The following is a 20409-nucleotide window of genomic DNA, read 5'->3' as shown; positions in this document are numbered from 1 at the left end:
TCATTCCCCAGGGCCTCAACTACCGGAAATCTGGACCGGGATCCGCTTCACGCGAGCCTCTTCGGCCTTCGGGAACGTCAGCGTGACGATACCGTTCTCGACGGTCGCCTTGGCACCTTCCAGATTGACCGGTACCGGCAAGGTAATGCTCTCGGCGAACTCACCGGTCGTGATCTCGCGCCGGTACCACGTCGCCTGCTTGGCCTCGTCTTCGCTGAGGCGGTAGCCGTACTTCCCGCGGACGGTCACGACGTTCTGCTCGACCGTCACCTCGAGGTCCTCGGGCTTCGCCCCCGGTACGGCGAGCCGTACGACCAGTGCGTCCCCGGTCTCGTAGACATCGGTCGCTGGCCTCCAGGCCAGTACCCGTGCCCGCACGAGCGGTCGTTCGAACACCTCCGACATGAGGCGATTCATCTCGGTCAGCATCCGTTCAGCCTCGGCCACCGGATTCCAACGCTCCAGCATGGTTCCCCTCCTTCCTGTACTCAGCGAGCCGTTCTCCGTGCTCGCCGCTCTCTACGGTCGTATATACCATGCTGATACGACCCGTGTCAAGGAGTCGCATACGCTTTGTAACGCATTTGTAACGGCAACCGTGCCACCCGAACGGTGAGGCGTGACCTCGCTTGGATCGCTTCGGCAGCGACCGATGTTGGCAGTATACCGCTCGGCTCGAGGTATCCATTCGCGCGCTCGGAGCGAAGCACCGGGACGAAACAGCGCACTGCACGGGTGCTGGGCTTCCCATCTGGTATCCTCAGCCTCGTGGAGGCACTGGATGGAACGCAGTCGAGACTGGCTCGAGCAAGCAGAGGGCGACCTCGCGCTGGCGCGGCATGCCTGTTCCGGTGGCTTCTACGATTGGACCGTCTTCGCCGCCCAGCAAGCCGCCGAAAAGGCGGTCAAGGGTGCTCTCCAGCGCAAGGGCGCGGAAGCCTGGGGGAACTCCGTCGCGGCGTTGCTCCGGTCCCTCGCCGCGCAAGTTCCAGTGCCCGAAGATCTCATCGAGGCTGCACTCGAGCTGGACAAGGGATACATCGCGGCGCGATATCCGGATGTGCATCCGAGCGGTGCACCGCGGGAACTGTATACGCGGAGCGAAGCGGAGCGGGCTCTCGCCCATGCACAACGAGTCGTGGAATTCTGTGCGCGTATCGTGGCCGGAACTGACGCGTGAGGAACTACTCGCGCGCCTCCAGAAGGCGGTCGCTGCGCTGGCGGAGTGTTTGCCGCTGGAACGTGTCGTCCTCTTCGGCTCCTGGGTGAGCGGGCGAGCGACGGTCGCGAGCGACGTCGATGCGCTCGTCGTCTATGCCGATCCGCCGCGGGAGGACGCGTTCCGTATCGTCTGGCAGGCGCTCGTCGCTGCGGGTGTGCCCCGCCCCGAACCGCATGTGTACGCTGCCTCCGAGGCGGCCCGGCTGGCTCCCACCCTGGCGGCGATGACGCGGTGCGGGATCGTTCTCTTTCCCGCCGAGGGTACCGGACAATCCGACTCGCCGGTAGAATGAAGCGCGGGTGTCGCTGCAGCGGGAGAGAGGGTGGAGCGTGCTCGCGCGGGTCCGGAGCTGCGCAGTGGTGGGGCTCGATGGCGTGCTCGTCGAGGTCGAGGTCTTCATCGGTCCCGGCAATCCCGGTCTGACGATCGTCGGCCTCCCCGACACCGCTGTCCAGGAATCGCGGGAACGAGTCCGCGCAGCCATCCGGAACTCCGGCGCGCGGATACCGTTGAGCGGCCGCATCACGGTCAATCTTGCCCCGGCCGATATCCGGAAGGAAGGCCCTGCCTACGATCTGCCCATCGCGCTCGGTATCCTCCTGGCTTCCGGGCATGTCGCGGCCGACCTCGACGACACCGTCGTGCTCGGCGAACTCTCCCTCGACGGGACGGTACGCCACACGCACGGCGTTCTGCCGATGGTCGGCGTTGCCCGCGAGCACGGTCTACGCCGGGCGATCGTACCAGCCGAGGACGCGGCCGAAGCGGCACTGGTCGAGGGGATCGAGGTCATCCCGGTTCGGCATCTCGGCGAGCTGATCGCGCACCTGGCCGGTAGTCGACCGATCGCGCCGGTGGGTCCGACGCCGGTCGAGCTGGACGGAGACCCAGCGTCGGGCATCGACTTCGCCGAGATCAAGGGCCAGGAGCATGTCAAGCGAGGGCTCGAGCTCGCAGCTGCTGGCGGCCACAACGTGCTCGCCGTCGGCCCACCGGGCGCCGGCAAGACGCTGCTCGCCCGGGCACTTCCCACCATCCTACCGCCGCTCACGCGCGAGGAGGCACTCGAGGTCACCCGGATCTACTCGGTGGCTGGTCTCCTCCCCAGCGGATCGCCGTTGGTCCGGCACCGTCCCTTCCGTGCGCCGCACCACACCGTGAGCTACGCTGGGATGATCGGCGGCGGCGCCTGGCCGCGCCCGGGCGAAGTGACGCTCGCCCATCGCGGGGTGCTCTTCCTCGACGAATTACCGGAATTCAGCCCACGGGTCCTCGAGGTGTTGCGCCAGCCGCTCGAGGACCGTATCGTCACCATCTCGCGGGCCAGCGGCGCTGTTACGTACCCTGCCTCCTTCTTGTTAGTTGCTGCCATGAATCCTTGCCCTTGTGGCTATCATGGCGATCCGCTCCGTCCCTGCACCTGCAGCGCGCACGAGGTCAACCGATACCGGAAACGGATCTCCGGACCGCTCCTCGACCGGATCGACATTCATCTGCATGTCCCGCGCGTCGAGTACGAGAAGCTCGCTGACCACCGTACCGGTGAGCCCTCGGCAGCGGTGCGAGCCCGAGTCGAGGCAGCACGCGCGGTGCAGCGTCGCCGCTTCGGCGACCCCCGACGCTTGAACAGCGACATGACACCGCCCGAGATCCGCCGCTATTGCCAGCTCGACGACGCTGGCGAGCGGATGCTCCGCGCCGCGATCGAGCGGCTCGGTCTTTCGGCCCGCGCCTATCACCGGGTACTCAAACTGGCGCGCACGATCGCCGATCTGGCTGGCTCGGAGCGTATCGCCGCGGTACACGTCGCCGAGGCGCTCCAGTATCGACCGCAGGATCTCGGTTGAGCCTGGTGTACCCGCTCACCCAGGCTGACTCGTCAGCGCTGTCGTGCTTCGACCAGCAGCATTGATCGCTGTTCGTGCGCGCAGCCGAGCGAGCACGAGCCCGAAGCTAGCTCCATGCGTCGAGCCGCTCACCATTTCCTGCTTGACCGCGGTCCGCCGAGCGGCTAGGCTCGAACCCGAGTGTATTGCTCGGAATTTTCGGGAAGGCAGTCACCGTGAGCGAATGTATGACCAGCGAGGCACGAGCTATCCTCACCGCCATCCGCGAGCGACGCAGTGTCAAAAGGGTGCGGCCGGATCCGGTGCCGCGCGAGCTGATCGAACGAGTACTCGAAGCAGCCGTCTGGGCTCCGAACCACCACCTCACCCAGCCGTGGCGGTTCTTCGTCCTGACCGGTGCGGCGCGCCTCGCGCTCGGCGACGTGCTGGCGCGTGATCCCGCACTCTCTCCCGACAAGCGCGAGGTGATCCGGCAGAAGCCGCTCCGCGCGCCAGTCGTCGTCGCCGTCGCGGTCGAACCTGATCCGAACCGGCCGCTCCTCGACGAGATCGCCGCGGGTGCGGCAGCTATCCAGAACATGCTGCTGGCCGCTCACGCGCTCGGTCTCGGCGCGATCTGGCGCACCGGTCGCGCGATCGACGATCCGGCCGTGAAAGCGTTCTTCGGCCTCTCCGACCGTGCAGTTCTCCTCGGTTTCGTCTATCTCGGTTTTCCAGCTACCGTTCCAGAGCCACCAGCGCGTCGCCCGGCCAGCGACTGTACCGTCTGGTTCGACACCGCGCTGGCGCAGGATGCCCTCGCGCGTGTTCTTCGAGGCTCGCATCGCTGACGGCCGGAGCCAGCTCTCGCTGGCTGCGTTCGCCTCGTTGCCCTCCGCTCTGTGGATGTGCGGTACGCTTCGCACAGTCGGCTCGCGCATCGGACCGCGATCGGGAAGGGAGGCCAGGCGATGGACATCGGTTTCGTCGGGCTGGGGAACATGGGGCGCGGGATGGTGCAGGCTCTGCTCCGCGCCGGACATCGCGTGGTGGTCTGGAACCGAACCCCGGAACGGGCGGACGAACTCGTCGCGCTGGGCGCGGTCCGCGCGGCGACACCGTTCGAGGCTGCCGAGGTCGGTGTCGTCTTCACGATGCTGGCTGACGATGCCGCGACCGAGGCGGTCGTCGCTGGACCGCACGGAATCCTGGCCGGACTCCCGCGCGACGGTATCCATGTCGCCTCGAGCACCCTCAGCGTCCGCTACTCGGCCGAACTGGCCGAGCGTCACCGGACGCGCCACCAGCACTACGTGGCAGCACCCGTCTTCGGGCGACCCGACGCTGCTGCACAGGGTGCATTGCGGCTCGTCGTCGCCGGGCCTTCGTCCGCGATCGAGCGACTCCAGCCAGCGCTCACCGCGCTGGGGCCGCAACAGTTCGTCATCGGCGAGCGCCCCGAGCAGGCGCATGCCGTCAAGCTCGCTGGGAACTTCCTCATCCTGTCGCTGGTCGAGCTCCTCAGCGAAGCGTTCGTCCTCGTCGAGAAGGCGGGCGTCCCGCGCCAGCGCTTTTTCGAGGTCGCTGCCGCTGTCTATTCCTCGCCCCTGGTCGAGCGCTATGGCCGCACGCTCCTCGAGCGTCGCTTCGATCCGCCTGGCTTCCGCCTCGCGTTGGGGCTGAAGGACATACGCCTCGCCCTCGACCTCGCTGAAGCGACTGCGACACCGCTCCCGATTGCCGATCTCGTCCGCCAGCATGCCCTCGAGGCGATCGCGACGGGCAAGGCCGACCGGGACTTCGCCTCGCTGCTCGAGGTGATCGAAGCGCACGCCGGCATCGGTCACGCCTGACGCGGATGGGTCGGCCGGTCGGCGGCACCGGCGCGCGTCCGCACTGGACGTTCGCCCCTGCGAGACGAAGTCCGATCGGCACGGCCGGCTGGAACTGTTGACAGAGTTGGTGTCGCTGTCCCAGCAGTGACGGAAAGCAAGTAACGACGGAATCCCGGCTGCACGAGAGCAGTTCGCGCACAGCAGGCTCAACGCAGTGTGTGGCCGAACACAAAACGACCCCGACGATCCTCAGTTCGGGCTTCCTACTCCCCTTTCGGGTGTCGGATTCCCGGCCTCGAATCGTCGGGGCCTAGCTTCAGTATACGACTCCGCTGTCACCGTAGCGTGACAAAAACGCAACAGATTGCACGATCACCCGAACCCTGTTCAGGGCACGCAGCCGATCTGTTCCCTCTTGCACCGTTTCGGCCGTTTTCCGAAACTGCCTTCAGGCACGGAAAGAATGGAGGCGGGACATGATCGAGGATCGTACATTGCTGGACTGGCGGCTCGACGGCAAGGTCGCACTCGTCACCGGTGCCTCGTCTGGCCTGGGGTATGCGAGTGCGCTCGCTCTCGCCGAAGCGGGCGCCGATGTCGCGGTCGCTGGCCGCTCGCTGGACCGGCTTGCCGCGGTTTGCCAGGCGATCGAAGCGCGCGGCCGACAGGCCTATCCAGTCGCGGTCGACGTTCGCGACGTCGTGCAGATCCGGCGGATGGCCGACGAAGTCTACGATCGATTCGGTCACATCGACATCCTCGTCAACAGCGCTGGACTGAACATTCCTCAGCCCGCGCTCGAGGTAACCGAGGACGCCTGGGATACGATCATGGAGACGAACGCCAAGGGACTCTTCTTCTGCTGCCAGGCGGTCGGACGGTACATGGTCGCCCAGCGCGCCGGTCGGATCGTCAACATCGGCTCGACGATGGGGCTCGTCGGCATGGCCGACCGTGCTGCCTACTGTGCGAGCAAGGGGGCGGTCTCACAACTGACCAAGGTGCTGGCGATCGAATGGGCTCCCTACAACGTCACCGTAAACGCCGTCGCACCGACCTTCGTCGAGACGCCGTTGACCCGCCCCTACTTCGAACGGATCCCTGGGTTTCGCGAGGAAGTCTTGCGCCGCATCCCGTTCGGCCGCCTCGCGACGCCGGAGGAGGTCGCCGCAGCGGTCGTCTTTCTCGCTTCCGATGCCGCCAGCATGATCACCGGCGTGACCTTGCCGGTCGACGGCGGCTGGACCGCTTGGTGAGGCAGCGCACTGGAAGGCTCAGTCGCTCGTCCGCTCGGCCAGCCGGCCGAAGGCGCGGATCCACCGCGGGTGCGTCGCGTCGTTCTCGAACACGAAGTCGACCCGGTTGGGCACGGCACGCGGTGGCCCGCTCGTGAAGACCGTCCGGCCGATCGGTCGCAGGAACAGCGGTGGCAGCGGCCGTTCCTGCTGCTGCCGGCTCAGCCCACCCGTCTGCACCGCCTCCAGCCAGAGCCCGCCAGCCGCTGCCCGCACGCTGATCCGCGCCAGCGGATACACGTAGGTGCCGGCCAGACGAGCGAGCTCCGGTTCCGGTAGCGTGACCAGCCGTGGTGACGCCGGGCGAAGACCGAACCGCTCGGCCAGGAGCCAGGTCTCGATCTCGACGTAGGCTGCACTCCCTCGCTCGTGGTTCGTCAGGATCGCCACCGCCGCGCGCTGCTCCGGCAGGAGCGTGAGGTGCGCCTGGAACCCGTTGGTCGAACCACCGTGCCCGATCGCCCGTGTCGTTCCGATCGACCAGATAGCCCAGCCGAGTCCGTAGGCGTCTGCCCAGTTCGCGGCCGTCACCTGCGGCGTCTGGAGTTGCGCGCGACCCTCGGACGAAAGCAGCCGCGCGCCTGCCGGCTGCATCCCCAGGTGTGACGCGGCGAAGGTCAAGAGGTCGTCGATCGTCGCCCAGATACCACCAGCCGGATGCACGCTCCGCGGCAAGACGAAGTCACGCACCACCTCGGGGCGGCCCCGGGCGTCTGTCCGGTGACCGGAGGCGAAGGGATAGCCGAGGACTTCTTGAGCGAAGAGGAATGTGCGCTCCAACCCGAGTGGTCTGAAGACGCGCTCCCGCATCGCCTCCTCGAAGGACTGTCCGGTCACTACCTCGATCACGCGTCCAGCGAGCGAGAAACCACTATTGCAGTAGCTCCAGTAGCGGCCGGGTGGATGGATCTGCCGCGCTGCGCGCAGCCCCGCAACGTACCGTGCCAGCGCGTCGTCGCCGTAGCCGTAGTCGTCGAACCGATCGCCTTCCAGTCCGCTCGTGTGCGTCAAGAGGTGACGCAGCGTGATGGTCTCGCGCGCTGCCGGATCAGCCAGCTGGAGGTCCGGAAGGTACGAGACCACCGGCGTGTCCAAGGCGAGCTTTCCTTCCTCGACCAGCTGCATGGCCAGTGTCGCGAGATAGACCTTGGTGATCGAGCCGATCTGGAAGAGCGTGTCGCGACGGACCGGACACCCGGTGTCGACGCTCGCCACGCCGTAGACGAACGTTTCGCGACCACTCTCGGTCATGATTCCCACCGCCATGCCCGGAACACTGCATGCCCGGCACGTTTCGGCGATGACGTCCGGGAGTCTCGCGGTTGCACACATGCCCTACCCCCCATCCCGTGGCGTACCACACTATCGCGTGCCGCGGGCCACTGCGCAACTGTGTCCAGGGTTCTGCCTCGTCAAGGTGCCGTTGGCTTTCGCCTGCGCGGGAGCGGCTGTCCAGCTCGGCCTCAGTCACCGCCGACTGCACCGGCCAGCCGTGCGATCGTATCGCGGACCGGTGCTCGAATGCCGAACTGCCGCCGCAACCGATCGGCCGCCCGGAGTGCCAGCGCTGCGACCGTCAGCGCCGGATTGACCGCTCCCGAGGACGGGAACACTGACGCGTCGACTACGCAGAGATTCTCGATCTCCCACGCCTGGCAGGTGGGATCGAGGGCGGATGTCGCGGGATCGTCTCCGAAGCGCACCGTTCCGCAGAAGTGCGCGACGCCGTCGATCTCGATCGGTTGCACGAGGAACTCGCGATATCCGCACGCCTCCAATACCGCACGCGCGGTGCGCAGGAGCGCCGCGTGCGCCGCCCAGTTCGTCGGTCGCCAGTCGAGCCGAATTTGCCCGCCACGCGAGACCGTCACCCGGTTGTCCGGATGGGGCAGGTCCTCGGAGAGCAGCCACCAGTCCACGCTGTGAGCGGCCAGTTCACGAGCGTCCTCCGCTGCGATACCGGGGAACGAGAGCGTGATCGTCTCTGGCGATCGTTTGCCGATCAGCTGCATCGAGCCAGCTGGATACGGAAAGTCCGGCGTCCGCCAGTAGAAGTCGAAGACCGCGAGTGTCTTTTGGAACGTCGTCGGATTGGGACGCCCCCGGTCGATCGCCATGAGCAACGTGTTGTGGTGTGTCATGAGGTTCCGCCCGACGACACCCGATCGGTTCGCGAGTCCCTGTGGGTGCTTGTCGTTTGCCGAACGGAGCAGGAGCGCTGCCGAGTGGACTGCCCCGCAGGCCACCACGAACTGCTCGGCCACGATCTCGGAGACCTGCCCGCCAGTTTCCACCTCGACGGCACGGATCCGCCGGCCGGTCGTATCGGTGAGGAGGCGGCGTGCGACGGTCCGTGTCAGCAGCTGCACGGTCGGATACCGGAGCGCAGGCCGGACCGCCCGGATGTCGGCATCCGCCTTGGCATGGATCTGGCAAGGAAACCCGTCACAGGTCTGGCAGGTGACGCACCTGCCCTGCGGGCCGAAGTCGACCCCGAGCGGGAGCGCGGAGGGATGGAGGCCTACCTGACGCAACCCTTCGGCCAGTTCCGCGACCAATGGTTCGTGCGGGACGGGTGGGTACGGGTAGGGGCAAGAGCGTGGCGGTTCAGTCGGGTCGTCGCCGGTGCAGCCGTGCACGCCATACAGCTGCTCAGCCAGGTAGTAATACGGTTCGAGGTCCTGGTAGGTGATCGGCCAGCCTGGCGAGATTCCCTCGACATGCTCGACCGGTACAAGATCCTCGCGCCGCAGGCGTACCAGCGCGGCGCCGTAGACCTTCGTGTTCCCGCCGACCCAGGGATGCAGGTTCGGGACGAACGGCCGCCCCTCGCCGTCGAGCCAGGTCTCGCGGGTACGGTACCGGCGTGCGCCGAAGACTGCATCGACCTGCCAGTTCTCTGCCTCCACTGGCAGGAAGTCGCCGCGTTCCACGAGAAGCACGCGCAGCCCGGTGTCGCAGAGCCCGGCTGCGAGCGTCCCACCGCCCATTCCTGTTCCGATGATGACGACGTCGTAGCGTACTCGCTGCGAGCGCATCCCTCTCACTGCTGTGCCGCGGTCGGCCTAATCCGGTTTCGACCGATGCTGGCGACCCTTTCCACAGTGTCCGCTGCGGAAAGGCCGTGCGCCGATGCGTCGCGACTCAACCGACAAGCGTCTGGCGTGCTGCCCATTCGCGCGCGAGTTCCTCGCTCGTCGTGATGCGCGCACCGTACACGCGGTGCAGGTACGCGATCCCCTCGCGGTGCTCCTCTTCCGTGAAGGCGTTGACGCAGTCCTCAGGAACCACGATCGCGTAGGCCCGCGCGAACGCATCGGCAGCCGTATGCCGACAGCAGATATTCGTATGCAGACCGGTGATCACGACGGTATCGACACCGAGCGACCGGAGCAGCAGGTCGAGCCCCGTCTCGTAGAAGGCGCTGTATGTCCGCTTCTCTAACACGATGTCGCTCGACTGCGGTGCGAGTTCCGGAATCGTCTCTGCCTCCTTCGTCCCCTTCATCGCATGCGGACCCCACACAGCCATTTCCGGATCGCTCGGCAGATGGGCGTCCCCGACGTACACCACCGGTATCCCTGCAGCCCGCGCCCGCTCGAGGAGTCCTTGCAGAGGCACAACGACGCTCCGGACACGCTCGTTGCCGAGCCGACCGGTCACGAAATCGTTCAGCATGTCGATGACCAGAACTGCCGGCTTCATACTGCTACCCCCTTCGGCTGGGTCGCTGAGATGCCAGAGTCCGTTCTTTCTGTCCAGTGTAGCGGAAGCATGCCTCCGTGTCCCGGTCGGTGGGACACCTGCGCTGCCTCACGCCTGCGCGAGCGCGAGACGGATCCGTTCCGCGACCTCCTGCATCGCCTCGCTGGACGCGTACCGCTGTCGCGGCCAGAAAAAGCCGCGCAGGCCGTCACCGCGTCGTCGCGGGACGACATGCACGTGGAGGTGCGGTACGCTCTGGCTCACCCGGTTGTTGATCCCGACGAACGTCCCGTGCGCCTCGAGCGCGAGGGGGATCGCCCGCGTCAATCGCTGGACCAGCCCGAACAAGGGTAACAGGAGGTCCTCCGGGAGTTCGGCCAGTGTCGGCACATGGGCGCGAGGAATGACGAGGGTATGACCGGGGAAGAGCGGCCGGTGGTCGAGGAAGGCCAGCAATCGATCGTCGTCGTACACCAGCACAGCGGGAAGTTCGCCTCCGGCGATGCTGCAAAAGGTGCACGCTGTCATCCGGCCTCCTACGGTTGCAGCCGGACGATCACCCAGCTGCCGTCAGGTTGCCGCTCGTAGCGGAACCGGTCGTGCAAGCGATCGGGGCGTCCCTGCCAGAACTCGTAGCGCTCCGGTATCACCCGGTATCCACCCCAATAGGGTGGCCGCGGCACGTTTCCCTCGGGGAAGCGCGCGGCGAACTCGCGATGCAGCCGGTCGAGTTCTTCTCGCGAGGCGATCGGCTCACTCTGTCGCGATGCCCAGGCGCTGATCTGGCTACCGTACGGGCGTGTCGCGAAGTATTCGTCGGCTTCCTCCGGCGCGACCAACTCCACGTATCCCTCGACCCGCACTTGCCGCTCCAGCGGTTCCCAGTAGAAGAGCAGTGCGGCATGCGGATTCTCGGCGATCTCGCGTCCTTTGCGGCTCTCCAAGTTCGTGTAGAAAACGAAACCCCGCTCGTCCACTTGCCGGAGCAGTACCATGCGAACCGATGGCTTGCCGTCCGCCGTCGCGGTCGCCACCGCCATCGCGTTCGGATACCGCAGGTCCGCTGCTTCCGCTTCGCGGTACCAGCGGAGAAACTGCTCCAACGGGTCTTCCGCCAGATCCCACCTTCGCAGCGGGTGATCCTGATGTTCCCAGCGGTGCAGCGGTCGCAGCACGGGTGCTCCTTCCCATGCCGTATCACCACGCTTCATCGATTATTCCAGCTCGTCGGCGCTCCTGCTCGGTGCGCCAGGGGTGTGACGGTCGGCAGCGCCTCCCCACGCACGGCGCGCGGCTCCTCGGCCGTTTTCTACTCGCCTGGTCTCCGGTTCTGGGCTACGATGGTGCTGTGCTCAGCTGGCGGCAGCGCGCTGGGACGAGAGGGAGCATGTCCGATACTCCGCCGCTTGCCCGACCTGCAGCAGCGGAGGACGTGAGAGCTCGGAGCCCGGTTCGCTCCGAGCGCCAACGCGTCCGACAGAGCTTCCTCTTCGGTGTCGCCAACGGTGGTCTCCTTCTGCTCGGCGATGCACTCATTCACCCGGTCCTCGTCCTGGCTGTCTTCGTCGATCGGCTCAGCGAGAGCCAGGTGCTGGTTGGACTCGTGCCAGCGCTCAGCGTCAGTCTGTGGTTCCTGCCGCAAGCAGTCGCCGCCGCACTGGTCGAAGGACGTCGCTCGCAGCTCCCCTGGGCTGCCTGGGGCGGCGTGGTGCGTGCGCTCGCGATCGGTCTGCTCGCGGCCATCCTCCTCGCTGGCAGTCTCGGTTCCGATCGGCAGCTCCTGATCGCTTTTTTTCTGTGCTATGCGGTATACAACCTCGCCGCTGGTTTCGCCTTCGTGCCGCTCGTCGAACTGAGTGCCCGTGCCATCCCGGCCGATCGACGCGGTTTCTTCTTCAGCCAGCGCAACTTTTGGGGCGCGCTCCTGGCACTTTTAGCTGGTCTGGTCGTCCAGCGGGCACTCGCGAGTGGCGATGCTGGGTTCACCGTCTTGTTCGCCACTTCCTTCGCGGCTCTCGCCCTGGCTGCGTACACGACGCTGTGGATCGCGGAGCGCCCTGCCCCTGCCCAGCCGCGCTCCCTCCGTGCCTGGTTTCACAATGTGCCGGCGGTGCTCGCTCGCCGGTCGGTCCGGCGATTCCTCGTTTTCCGTTCTTTCCTCGCTCTTTCGACGATCGCGGATCCCTTCTTCATCGTGTATGCCCAGCATCGACTCGGCTTGCCCGCCGAGACGGCTGGAACCTACCTCGCTCTTTCGGCCATCGCACGGGTGGCGACGAATCCGCTGTGGGGCTGGGTCGTTTCCCGTTGGGGGAATCGACAGTTGCTGCAGGTCACTGCCATGCTGCGTCTCCTTATGCCGCTCCTGGCAGTGACGCTCGGCGTTCTCGTGCGCTGGGATCGTTTCTTGAGCCTCATCGGCGACGTGGAGCGGTTCGTCTTCATCGCCTTCTCGCTCGTTTTCTTGACTTACGGTGCCGCGCTCTCTGCGCAGATGCTGGCCAACTTCACTGCTGTTCTCGATCTGGCACGCCCGCATGAACGTCCGACCCTCGTCGGCGTGACGAACTCGGTGTTGGGAGTCGTGGCGCTCGTGCCGATGCTCGGTGGACTGGTGGTCGATCGTTTCGGTTTCGACGCCGTTTTCGTGCTGGCGCTCATGCTCGCGCTCCTCGCGCTGGTGACGAGCGGGCTGCTCGCTGGGCCGCGTCGTGCTGTCCGCTGAACAGTCGAGCAGCTGGTTCGTGCCCTGCCGACAATGCCCGGAGCAGCGAGCGACGAAGGCAGTGTCGTCCCGTTGTAGAATGCTCAGCGGGTAACTTCTCCGCTTTTTGCCACGGATCGAAAGGATCGAGGCGAGCGGAATGCAGGTCATCGATCGGATCCGCCAATCGCGCGAGCTGCTCGTCATCACCGCGCTGCTTGCGCTCGTCCTCGGTTATCTGCTGCTCCATCTCGCCCATATCCTGACACCCTTCATCGTGGCAGCGGTGTTCGCCTACCTCGTCCATCCGCTGGTCGATTGGGTCGAGCGTCGGAGTCGCCTGCCACGCGCGTTCGTGATCGTCATCCTGTACGTCGTCCTGTTCGGTGCACTCGTGTTCGCGGGTGTCCTCGTTGCGCCCTCGCTCGGCCAGCAGGTGCAGTCCTTGGCGCACCTGGTCCCCGATATCGTCGAGACGATCGAGCAACGGCTGGCACGAAGTCCGGAGATCCGCATCGGTGAGATCGTCATCGACACGTCTGCCGTCCTCGATCGCCTTGATGCCGCTGCTCAGGCGCTTGCCGAGCGCTTCAGCCGGGCGGCTGTCCCGTTGGTCCTCGCCACCGTCGAGGCGCTCATCAAGTCGTTCGTCTTCTTCCTCGTCAGCTTCTACGGTCTCCTCCAGGGCCGATCGCTGGTCGCGCGTCTACGCGCCCTCGCCCCGCGCCGACACCAGCGGACGGTCGGTCGGATCCTCAGTCAGGTCGACGCAACCTTCCGTGCCTATGTCCGCGCCCAACTCGTCCTCTTCGCGATCGTGGCGACGGCGACCTACGTCGCGCTCACGATCTTGCAGATCAAGTACCGGCTCGCGCTCGCGGTCGCGACTGGTCTCCTCGAGCTCATCCCCTTCGTCGGCCCCTGGACCGCTGGCGCGATCGCCGTCAGCGTCGCTCTGACCCAGGGAACCGCGCCGTTCGGATGGTCCGCGCTTCAGCTGGCGTTGGTCGTCGCCGCCGTCTACCTGGTGCTCCGCATTCTGGAGGATCACTTCGTCATCCCGCAGCTGGTCGGACACTTCGTTCGCCTGCATCCCGTGGTTGTCCTCTTCGGTGTGCTCGCCGGTGCGAGCGTTGCGGGGATCCTCGGGCTCCTCCTCGCTGTGCCCACCCTCGCCGCGCTCAAGATCGTCGTGCTCTCGGTCCTGGAGGAACTCCGCCATCCGCCACCCCGGCAGATCCTCGCACTGGAGAATCGCTCCCACTTGTGCGATCTCCCAGTCTGGATCGCGTCGCCTGCACGGCGCGACGTGGTTCTGATCGTTCCACCTGGTATCGTCGAATGGAGCGACCTCCCACTGTTCCAGGACATCAGCCGCAACGCCCTCGAGCACGATGTGGAGGTCGCTGTCGTAACGCCTGACCCAGTGGCGCGGAGCCTCGCCACAGCCGTCGGCCTTCCTGTGGTGAGCCGTCTGCCCTCCGGCTGGGGGGCTGAAGCGGAAGTCGTCAATGCTCTCGGGACTACCCATCGTGCTCCTCGAGAAGCGATGCAGGACTCAGCAGCACGCTGAACCACCTGCCTGCTGCCGTCGCCGCGATTTCCCTGGATGAAAGTCTGTCCCCCTCAGTGGACGGTTCTCCCACCCGGACGCACGGTCGCCGCCTCGGCGAGCAGTACCCTCCTGCTCCCCTGTCAGACCGGTTCCGTCCCGCTGGGCTCGACCTCGCCATCCCGTCGCTGCCACTGTACGCCCGCTCTGCCGCAGCGGACAGCCTCGGTCGTGGACGAAACGGATCACGCCGGACAGTTGACAAAGCACGTTCGTATCGAGAAACTGACCGGTGATGCACGCAGTGCGCAACCGACCCCCGGAGGCGTCGCATGTGCGAACAGTACCGCCTCGCCATGACCGAGTCGTTCGGGCGTTCGCTCGTCGGTCTTCCCCGGAAAATTCAGGAGCTCATCTGGCGGCGGTTGCCCGAACTCCGTGCCGATCCGCATCCCGACGGCACGAACAACAAAGTGCGGCTGGAGCAGTATCCCGATGTCTATCGCTGGCGGGTGAACGACTACCGGGTCTTCTACCGGATCGATCCGGAGTGTCTCGTCATCTTGCTCGGCATCGAGCACCGGAAGGACGCCTACCGTCAGGATGCGTTGCCGCTCGGCAAGGGGCACATCCTGGTGACAGAGCCGCACGATGAGGACCTCGCGTTGCAGCAGGCTGCTCCAGCCCCCGAGAACGAGAGCCCGGCCGAGCCACCGGCGCGTCCCTTGCAGCGTCCCTTCACGAAACCCGAGCTGGAACGGCTCGGCGTGCCGCCCGAGTTCCACGACGCCTTGCTCGCGTGCCGCACGGAGGACGAGTTGCTCGAGATCGCGGAGCGCCTCCCGAACGAACGACTCACCCGCCGTGTGCTCGACCTGGCGTGCGGGGTCGAACTCGATGAGGTGCTCGACGAGGCGACCTACCTCTTCGATGCATCGTGCTCGGTTCAGGATCTTCTCGCTGGACGCACACGGCTCGAACTGGTACTGGACGATTCCCAGTGCGAGGTGCTCCAGGCGATCGCGACACGGGAGGGACCGTTCGTCGTGACCGGTGGCGCTGGTACCGGAAAGACACTGGTCGCCATCCGCGCACTCGAGGAGTTCGCTCGCAAGCTCGGCGATGCCGAGGGGCGGTTTCTTTTCGTCACGTTCACGCGCACCCTTGCCGAGTTCGCCAGGCACGTGATCCTCTCGAGCCTCTCGCCAGGGACGCGGTTCCGCACCGACGTCAAGACACTCGATGCCCTCGTCACCGAGCTGTGCCCTGATATCCCCCAGGCGAACGTGCTGCGTGACCTGCAAGCCCGTCCGTGGGTGCAGTCGGCGCGCGTCCAGGCGTTCGAGCGCCCGCTGAGTCCTGACCCGCAGCGCGACCGGCGTCTTGCTGCTAGCCTCCGGGGCATAACCGCCGAGTACCTCTTGAGCGAGATCACGGAAGTGATCGTCGGGCGCGGTCTGACGCGCCTGGAAGAGTATCTCGATGCCGACCGCACCGGTCGGCGCCGGCCACTCCAGCGTGCCCAGCGTGAGGCGATCTGGGTGTTGTACGAGACCTTGACCGATCTACTGCGCGCTGAAAATCTGTTCCTGCATGAAGAACTCCGCCAGCTCGCGCTCGACCGTGCCCGGAGCGATCCGGAGGTGCGGCGCTATCACGCGGTCGTGGTCGACGAAGTGCAGGATCTCAGCCCCGTCGCCATCCGATTCCTCCAGGCCTTGTGTCTCGATCCCCGCCGCTTCTTGCTCGTCGGGGACGAGGAACAGTCGATCTACTCGCGGTGCTTCGGCTGGCAACTCATCGTGCAGGAACTCGAGCGTGGCGACGCTGCGAACGGCAACGCGCGGTACGAGGTCGCGCGACTCACCTTACGCACCGGTCACCGCTGCCCGCCGGAAATCGCGGTTGCTGTCCGCGCCTACCGGCACGCCTTGCCGGAGAGCAGCACCCGAACCGAACCGCCGCTCGACCGGAAGCGGAGCGGTCGCGGCCGACCGCTCGTCCTCTCGCTGGCCCGCTGGGAAACGTGGAAGACGCTCCTACCCCAGGAACTCCGTCGTCTCCGACAGGAACAGCGCCTCCCGTGGGATTCCTGCGCGGTGCTGGTGCCGCGTAACCAGGACGCGAGCGAGGTCGAGACGGCCCTCCGGGACGCGCAGATCCCGAGTGAGCGCGTCGGGCACGGCCAACAGCTCTCCGCTCATGCCGCTGTCAAGATCCTCACCTGGCACAATGCCAAGGGACTGGAGTTCCCAGCAGTATTCCTCCTCGTTCCCGATTGGGAGCCTCCGCCGGCCAGCTTCTCCGATCCACCGATCGAGGAGGTCGAGGAATCGGTCCGCCTCTGGCGGCGAGCTGCAGCCGTCGCGATGAGCCGCGCGACGCACGCGCTCGTCGTCCTCCGGCCCGCGTTCGGGCGGAGTGCGCTCCTGGCTGGGCTCGAATCGGACGTCTGGGACATTCGCTTCGTCGAGCTGCCCGAAGCTGGTGAGTCCGACTCGGCGGTTCCTGACTTGCCTTTCTAGCTGGTTACCCTCGTTGCGCGTTCTGCCTCGAGGTCCTTGCGGAAGAATCGCGCGACCTTGTCGAGCGAGTCGCGTGCCTGCGGCAGCTCCCGGTTCAGTTGCCAGACATGCCACATTCGTGGGTAGATCGCGAGTTCGACCTCGACGCCAGCCTGCTGTGCTGTCTGGGCCAGTCGCTCGGCATCCTCGCGCAGGAGTTCGTCCTCGCCCGCATGGATCAACAGCGGTGGCAGACCATGCCAGTCGCCATACACCGGCGAGATGAGCGGCTGGCGTGCGTCGTGCTCATCGAGAGACGCGCGATCGAACCGCCGGATCGCCTGCGGATGCAAGACCGGGTCGACGAAGGCCAGCCCGCGCTCCTCGGTACTGGAAAGGTCCCCGACCGGCGACGAGCACGCGCGTGCTGCCGGAAGCGGGTCTCCTGCATCGCGCAGCGCCATCGCCAGTGCGATCGCCAGATTGCCCCCAGCCGAATCCCCGGCGACCACGATCCGGTGCGCCGGAGAACCCTGGCACAGCAGCCACCGGTAGGCGAGCAGGCAGCCCTCCGAGGCTGCCGGCCAGGGATGGCGCGGCGCCAGCCGGTACTCCGGGAGCAGCGCTCGGATTCCCAGGTGCAGGGCCAGTTCGCTCACCATCGCGAGATGCTGTGCGCTCAGCCTGAAGACCAACCCCCCACCGTGCAGGTACAAGAGTGCGCGATCGGCAGGAGCGTCCGTGGGGATCAGCCACTCGCAGGGGACGCTGTCAGCTCGTACCGTGCTGCGCTGGATATCCGCTGGCAGCTTGGCCCGGCGCGCCTCCCAGCCGGATGAGCCAGTTCGCGAGTCCGAGCGGTAGATATGCCGATACGAGACGGGCGAAGCGGAGCGGTGCTCGCACTCGGTGTTCCCAGTCCACGGTCATGGTCGGAATGCCTCCCGTCACCGGACGGTACCCAGCGAGGCGATCTCCGGCGCTCCTCGCTCGACTCGGGATGTACCGTTCCGGTTCTGACCGGATCTCGAGGAGGTGTCACCGTCTCAGCCGACTCCATCGCCGCACCAGAGGGTGTCGACCCCTCGCTGATGCTCCTCCCCACCGTGCGCAGAGACCGAGCCGAGCACGGATCGCTCCTACCCGGCAGGCGCGCCGTTCCGGTCGCCAGACTCGGTTGAAGCGGCGTTACGGCCGGACGACCGGTGCTACCATCCCCGGCGGCACGCGCTCCCCTTTGAGCAAGCGCAGGTCGGCATCGACCATCAGCTCGATCATCTCTTCGAAGCTCACCGTCGGTCGCCAGCCGAGGACCGTCCGTGCCTTGGTTGCGTCAGCGACCAGGAGATCGACGTCCGCCGGCCGGAACAGCGACGGATCGACGACGACGTAGTCTTCCCAGTTCAGCCCCACGCAGCGGAAAGCGATCTCGCAGAGCTGTCGTACCGAGTACGTCTTCCCGGTACCGACCACGAAGTCGTCCGGCTGGTCTTGTTGCAGCATCAGCCACATCGCACGCACGTAGTCCGGCGCGTAGCCCCAGTCGCGGCGCGCGTCCAGGTTGCCCAGGCGGAGTTCCTTGGCCAGGCCGAGCTTGATCTTGGCCACCCCGTGCGTCACCTTGCGCGTGACGAACTCCAGGCCTCGTCGTGGGCTCTCATGGTTGAACAGGATCCCAGAAACAGCGAACAGCCCATAACTCTCCCGATAGTTGATCGTGATGTAATGCCCATAGACTTTGCTCACTCCGTACGGTGACCGCGGATAGAAGGGCGTCCGCTCGTTCTGGGGAACCTCGACTGCCTTGCCGAACATCTCGGACGAGCTGGCCTGGTAGAACTTCGTGTCCGGCTTGACCAACCGGATCGCCTCGAGCAGGCGCGTCACGCCGAGCGCAGTGAATTCCCCGGTGAGCACTGGCTGCTGCCAGGAGGTCGGGACGAACGACTGTGCCGCCAGGTTGTAGACCTCGTCCGGCTGGTACTCCCGGACGATCTCGATCAGTGAAAGCTGATCGAGAAGATCCCCCTGCACGAGTTCGATCTTGTCCAAAAGATGCGCGATTCGCCAGAGGGTCTCCGTGCTGGAGCGGCGCTGCATCCCGACGACCCGGTAGCCCTGCTCCAGGAGAAACTCAGCGAGGTACGAACCGTCCTGGCCGGTGATCCCCGTGATGAGCGCTGTCTTCCGCTTCCCCATCGTGCGTTTTGTCCCCCATTGTCGCGCTTGGGCCTCCGCTCCGAGGCCCGGAGTCGTCGCTTCAGTGTACCGGATCGGTCAATCCTGGCCGCTTCGCCGGGCTGCTAATGCGGTACCGGTCAGCACGAGCGCACCGGCTACGAGCGTGGTGAGCGATGGACGTTCACCCAGCACCGGTATCGCCAGCACCAGTACGGTGACCGGCTGCAGGTACATGTACGCGCTCGCTGCCGCTGCAGGGACCAGTCGCAACCCACTGTTCCAGAAGGCGTAACCGATGCCGGTGCAGACGATCCCGAGGTAGAGCGTGAGCAGGATCGCCCGCCCGGTCCAGACAGGGTGTGCGCCGCTCAGGTACTCCAGTCCAGCGCCGAGACCGAGCAGCAGCGTGCCCGCCAGCATCACGTGGAACGTCGCCGCCAGCGGCGACCATCTCGGCAGGATGCGCCGCCCGAGGAGCGTATAGACCGTCCAGGCGACCGTGATCGAGAGGGCCAGGAGGTTGCCGAGCCAAGCGCCACCCACCGTGTCCTGGGCTGACTCGAGCGTCAGCCAGGTCGCGCCGGCACCGGCGAGCGCGATACCCGCCACCTGGAGGAAATCCAGCGGTTCGCGCAGGAACAGCCAGGCGGCGAGCGCGGTCAAGGCTGGATACGGAAGGCTCAGGAGCGATGCGGTCACTGCCGTCGTCCACTGGAGGGCGAGGTTGAGTCCCAGGTAGAAATACCCGACCCCGAGCGCACCGAGCCCGGCGAGCGGGAGCCAGTCGTACCACCGCATGCGCAGCGGCACCCCGCTCCATCGCGCCATCAGACCGAGGACGAGAACGGCGAGCAGCCCACGCAGGAAGCCGAGGAGGAGCGGTGGTACCTCACCGACGATGAGCCGCGTGCTGATGTACGAGGAACCCCACAAGACGGCTGTCGTCGCCAGCAGGACGTGGCCTACCACAGCTCCACGCTTAGCCTTCGCTTCTCGCATGGTCGAGAGTCGTGCCACCGAATTCCCCCGAGCGCCGCGACGCCCGCTCGATGATAAACTCACTGCCCGGCCGGGCGGCACCGGCGAGCGTTCTCGTTCTTTCGCGCGCAGGTTCTGTCATCACGACGCAGGCCAGCCGCCTGGCAGCTCGGGGGAGCCCGATCATGGAACGGCGGAACCGGCGCTACTTCACGGTCGCAGAAGCCCGTGCCCTCGTCCCACGGTTGCGCGGCATCCTCGTCGCGCTGCAGACCGAGAAGCGCGAACTCGATCGCGAGCTGAACGAGTTGCGGCGGATCGCTCCCCTCGCCTTTCTCAATGGCAGCGCGCAAAAGCTCCAGGCGCACGAGGAGCGCATCGCCGCGCTCGTGCGCTCGATTCGCGAAAAGGTCCGGGCCGTGCACGAGCTCGGTGTGGAAGTCAAGGACCTGGACATGGGATTGGTCGACTTCCCGAGCCTGCGTGACGGGCGTGAAGTCTACCTGTGCTGGAAGGTCGACGAGCCGACGGTCGCCTTCTGGCATGAACTCGATGCCGGGTTTCGCGGTCGTCAGCCGCTGGAGGAGTAAGGGCACGTCATGTCGTC

19 protein-coding genes are annotated in these 20409 nt (G+C 66.3%); 10 read left to right on the top strand and 9 right to left on the bottom strand.

Going from position 1 to position 20409, the window contains the following annotated elements; all coding sequences use genetic code 11:
• Positions 1 to 15: 15 nt before the first annotated feature.
• Positions 16 to 468, bottom strand: coding sequence for an Hsp20/alpha crystallin family protein (locus OO015_RS10585; protein WP_265941230.1), 453 nt, complete (start codon positions 466 to 468; stop codon positions 16 to 18).
• Between the two features lie 313 nt (positions 469 to 781).
• Between OO015_RS10585 and OO015_RS10580 the strand changes: the two genes are divergently transcribed.
• From OO015_RS10580 to OO015_RS10555, 6 genes are all read left to right on the top strand, one after another.
• Positions 782 to 1180: a HEPN domain-containing protein gene (locus OO015_RS10580; protein ID WP_265941229.1), complete on the top strand. Its 399-nt coding sequence runs from the start codon at positions 782 to 784 to the stop codon at positions 1178 to 1180.
• A complete protein-coding gene (locus OO015_RS10575) occupies positions 1149 to 1514 on the top strand; it encodes a nucleotidyltransferase domain-containing protein (protein ID WP_265941228.1) in 366 nt (121 codons plus the stop codon). The genes OO015_RS10580 and OO015_RS10575 overlap by 32 nt, the downstream gene beginning before the upstream one ends.
• Before the next feature lie 37 nt (positions 1515 to 1551).
• Complete coding sequence (locus OO015_RS10570) at positions 1552 to 3069, top strand: YifB family Mg chelatase-like AAA ATPase (protein WP_265941227.1); 1518 nt, start codon at positions 1552 to 1554, stop codon at positions 3067 to 3069.
• A 215-nt stretch (positions 3070 to 3284) separates the two neighbouring features.
• Positions 3285 to 3899: a nitroreductase gene (locus tag OO015_RS10565; protein WP_265941226.1), complete on the top strand. Its 615-nt coding sequence runs from the start codon at positions 3285 to 3287 to the stop codon at positions 3897 to 3899.
• A gap of 120 nt (positions 3900 to 4019) precedes the next feature.
• Positions 4020 to 4901 (top strand): NAD(P)-dependent oxidoreductase, encoded by an 882-nt coding sequence (locus OO015_RS10560; RefSeq protein ID WP_265941225.1) that lies wholly within the window; start codon positions 4020 to 4022, stop codon positions 4899 to 4901.
• A gap of 458 nt (positions 4902 to 5359) precedes the next feature.
• Positions 5360 to 6139, top strand: coding sequence for an SDR family NAD(P)-dependent oxidoreductase (locus tag OO015_RS10555; protein WP_265941224.1), 780 nt, complete (start codon positions 5360 to 5362; stop codon positions 6137 to 6139).
• Between the two features lie 18 nt (positions 6140 to 6157).
• Here the strand turns inward: OO015_RS10555 and OO015_RS10550 are convergent, their stop codons facing one another.
• The 5 genes from OO015_RS10550 to pdxH all read right to left on the bottom strand — a co-directional run bounded on the left by OO015_RS10550 (position 6158) and on the right by pdxH (position 11058).
• Positions 6158 to 7510 carry a serine hydrolase domain-containing protein gene (locus OO015_RS10550; protein ID WP_265941223.1) on the bottom strand — a complete coding sequence of 451 codons (1353 nt, stop codon included), beginning with the start codon at positions 7508 to 7510 and terminating at the stop codon, positions 6158 to 6160.
• A 131-nt stretch (positions 7511 to 7641) separates the two neighbouring features.
• Positions 7642 to 9216 carry a GMC oxidoreductase gene (locus tag OO015_RS10545; protein ID WP_265941222.1) on the bottom strand — a complete coding sequence of 525 codons (1575 nt, stop codon included), beginning with the start codon at positions 9214 to 9216 and terminating at the stop codon, positions 7642 to 7644.
• Between the two features lie 106 nt (positions 9217 to 9322).
• Entirely contained in the window at positions 9323 to 9883 is a 561-nt protein-coding gene (locus tag OO015_RS10540; RefSeq protein WP_265941221.1) for a cysteine hydrolase family protein, read from the bottom strand.
• A 108-nt stretch (positions 9884 to 9991) separates the two neighbouring features.
• Positions 9992 to 10411 carry an HIT family protein gene (locus tag OO015_RS10535; RefSeq protein WP_265941220.1) on the bottom strand — a complete coding sequence of 140 codons (420 nt, stop codon included), beginning with the start codon at positions 10409 to 10411 and terminating at the stop codon, positions 9992 to 9994.
• Between the two features lie 8 nt (positions 10412 to 10419).
• Entirely contained in the window at positions 10420 to 11058 is a 639-nt protein-coding gene (pdxH, locus tag OO015_RS10530) for a pyridoxamine 5'-phosphate oxidase (RefSeq protein WP_265941219.1), read from the bottom strand.
• 212 nt (positions 11059 to 11270) lie between these two features.
• Between pdxH and OO015_RS10525 the strand changes: the two genes are divergently transcribed.
• The 3 genes from OO015_RS10525 to OO015_RS10515 all read left to right on the top strand — a co-directional run bounded on the left by OO015_RS10525 (position 11271) and on the right by OO015_RS10515 (position 16664).
• Positions 11271 to 12608, top strand: coding sequence for an MFS transporter (locus tag OO015_RS10525; protein WP_265941218.1), 1338 nt, complete (start codon positions 11271 to 11273; stop codon positions 12606 to 12608).
• Positions 12609 to 12747: 139 nt separating this feature from the next.
• Positions 12748 to 14160 carry an AI-2E family transporter gene (locus OO015_RS10520; RefSeq protein ID WP_265941217.1) on the top strand — a complete coding sequence of 471 codons (1413 nt, stop codon included), beginning with the start codon at positions 12748 to 12750 and terminating at the stop codon, positions 14158 to 14160.
• 311 nt (positions 14161 to 14471) lie between these two features.
• Positions 14472 to 16664, top strand: coding sequence for a UvrD-helicase domain-containing protein (locus OO015_RS10515; RefSeq protein WP_265941216.1), 2193 nt, complete (start codon positions 14472 to 14474; stop codon positions 16662 to 16664).
• Here OO015_RS10515 and OO015_RS10510 read toward each other — a convergent pair.
• The 3 genes from OO015_RS10510 to OO015_RS10500 form a co-directional block, all read right to left on the bottom strand.
• Positions 16661 to 17392, bottom strand: a complete 732-nt coding sequence (locus tag OO015_RS10510) for an alpha/beta hydrolase (RefSeq protein WP_265942074.1) — start codon at positions 17390 to 17392, stop codon at positions 16661 to 16663. The genes OO015_RS10515 and OO015_RS10510 overlap by 4 nt on opposite strands.
• Before the next feature lie 439 nt (positions 17393 to 17831).
• Positions 17832 to 18842 (bottom strand): GDP-mannose 4,6-dehydratase, encoded by a 1011-nt coding sequence (gene gmd / locus OO015_RS10505; protein WP_265941215.1) that lies wholly within the window; start codon positions 18840 to 18842, stop codon positions 17832 to 17834.
• Between the two features lie 78 nt (positions 18843 to 18920).
• Positions 18921 to 19841 carry a DMT family transporter gene (locus OO015_RS10500; protein WP_265941214.1) on the bottom strand — a complete coding sequence of 307 codons (921 nt, stop codon included), beginning with the start codon at positions 19839 to 19841 and terminating at the stop codon, positions 18921 to 18923.
• A gap of 146 nt (positions 19842 to 19987) precedes the next feature.
• On the opposite strand from OO015_RS10500, the gene OO015_RS10495 reads away from it, so the two are divergent.
• Positions 19988 to 20392: a DUF2203 domain-containing protein gene (locus tag OO015_RS10495; RefSeq protein ID WP_265941213.1), complete on the top strand. Its 405-nt coding sequence runs from the start codon at positions 19988 to 19990 to the stop codon at positions 20390 to 20392.
• Positions 20393 to 20409 lie beyond the last annotated feature (17 nt).

It is taken from the genome of Thermomicrobium sp. 4228-Ro (assembly GCF_026241205.1).
Classification (GTDB): Bacteria; Chloroflexota; Chloroflexia; order Thermomicrobiales; family Thermomicrobiaceae; genus Thermomicrobium.
The sequence above is the reverse complement of the archived record's forward strand: the minus strand, read 5'-3'. Positions and strand labels throughout refer to the sequence as shown.

Excerpts from the sequence above, each read along its gene's own strand:
- OO015_RS10555 (WP_265941224.1), top strand. The coding sequence starts at position 5,360 with ATGATCGAGGATCGTACATTGCTGGACTGGCGGCTCGACGGCAAGGTC.
- OO015_RS10495 (WP_265941213.1), top strand. The coding sequence starts at position 19,988 with ATGGAACGGCGGAACCGGCGCTACTTCACGGTCGCAGAAGCCCGTGCC.
- OO015_RS10535 (WP_265941220.1), bottom strand. The coding sequence starts at position 10,411 with ATGACAGCGTGCACCTTTTGCAGCATCGCCGGAGGCGAACTTCCCGCT.
- gmd (WP_265941215.1), bottom strand. The coding sequence starts at position 18,842 with ATGGGGAAGCGGAAGACAGCGCTCATCACGGGGATCACCGGCCAGGAC.
- OO015_RS10515 (WP_265941216.1), top strand. The coding sequence starts at position 14,472 with ATGTGCGAACAGTACCGCCTCGCCATGACCGAGTCGTTCGGGCGTTCG.
- OO015_RS10585 (WP_265941230.1), bottom strand. The coding sequence starts at position 468 with ATGCTGGAGCGTTGGAATCCGGTGGCCGAGGCTGAACGGATGCTGACC.
- OO015_RS10520 (WP_265941217.1), top strand. The coding sequence starts at position 12,748 with ATGCAGGTCATCGATCGGATCCGCCAATCGCGCGAGCTGCTCGTCATC.
- OO015_RS10580 (WP_265941229.1), top strand. The coding sequence starts at position 782 with ATGGAACGCAGTCGAGACTGGCTCGAGCAAGCAGAGGGCGACCTCGCG.
- OO015_RS10550 (WP_265941223.1), bottom strand. The coding sequence starts at position 7,510 with ATGTGTGCAACCGCGAGACTCCCGGACGTCATCGCCGAAACGTGCCGG.
- OO015_RS10540 (WP_265941221.1), bottom strand. The coding sequence starts at position 9,883 with ATGAAGCCGGCAGTTCTGGTCATCGACATGCTGAACGATTTCGTGACC.
- OO015_RS10545 (WP_265941222.1), bottom strand. The coding sequence starts at position 9,216 with ATGCGCTCGCAGCGAGTACGCTACGACGTCGTCATCATCGGAACAGGA.
- OO015_RS10525 (WP_265941218.1), top strand. The coding sequence starts at position 11,271 with ATGTCCGATACTCCGCCGCTTGCCCGACCTGCAGCAGCGGAGGACGTG.
- OO015_RS10560 (WP_265941225.1), top strand. The coding sequence starts at position 4,020 with ATGGACATCGGTTTCGTCGGGCTGGGGAACATGGGGCGCGGGATGGTG.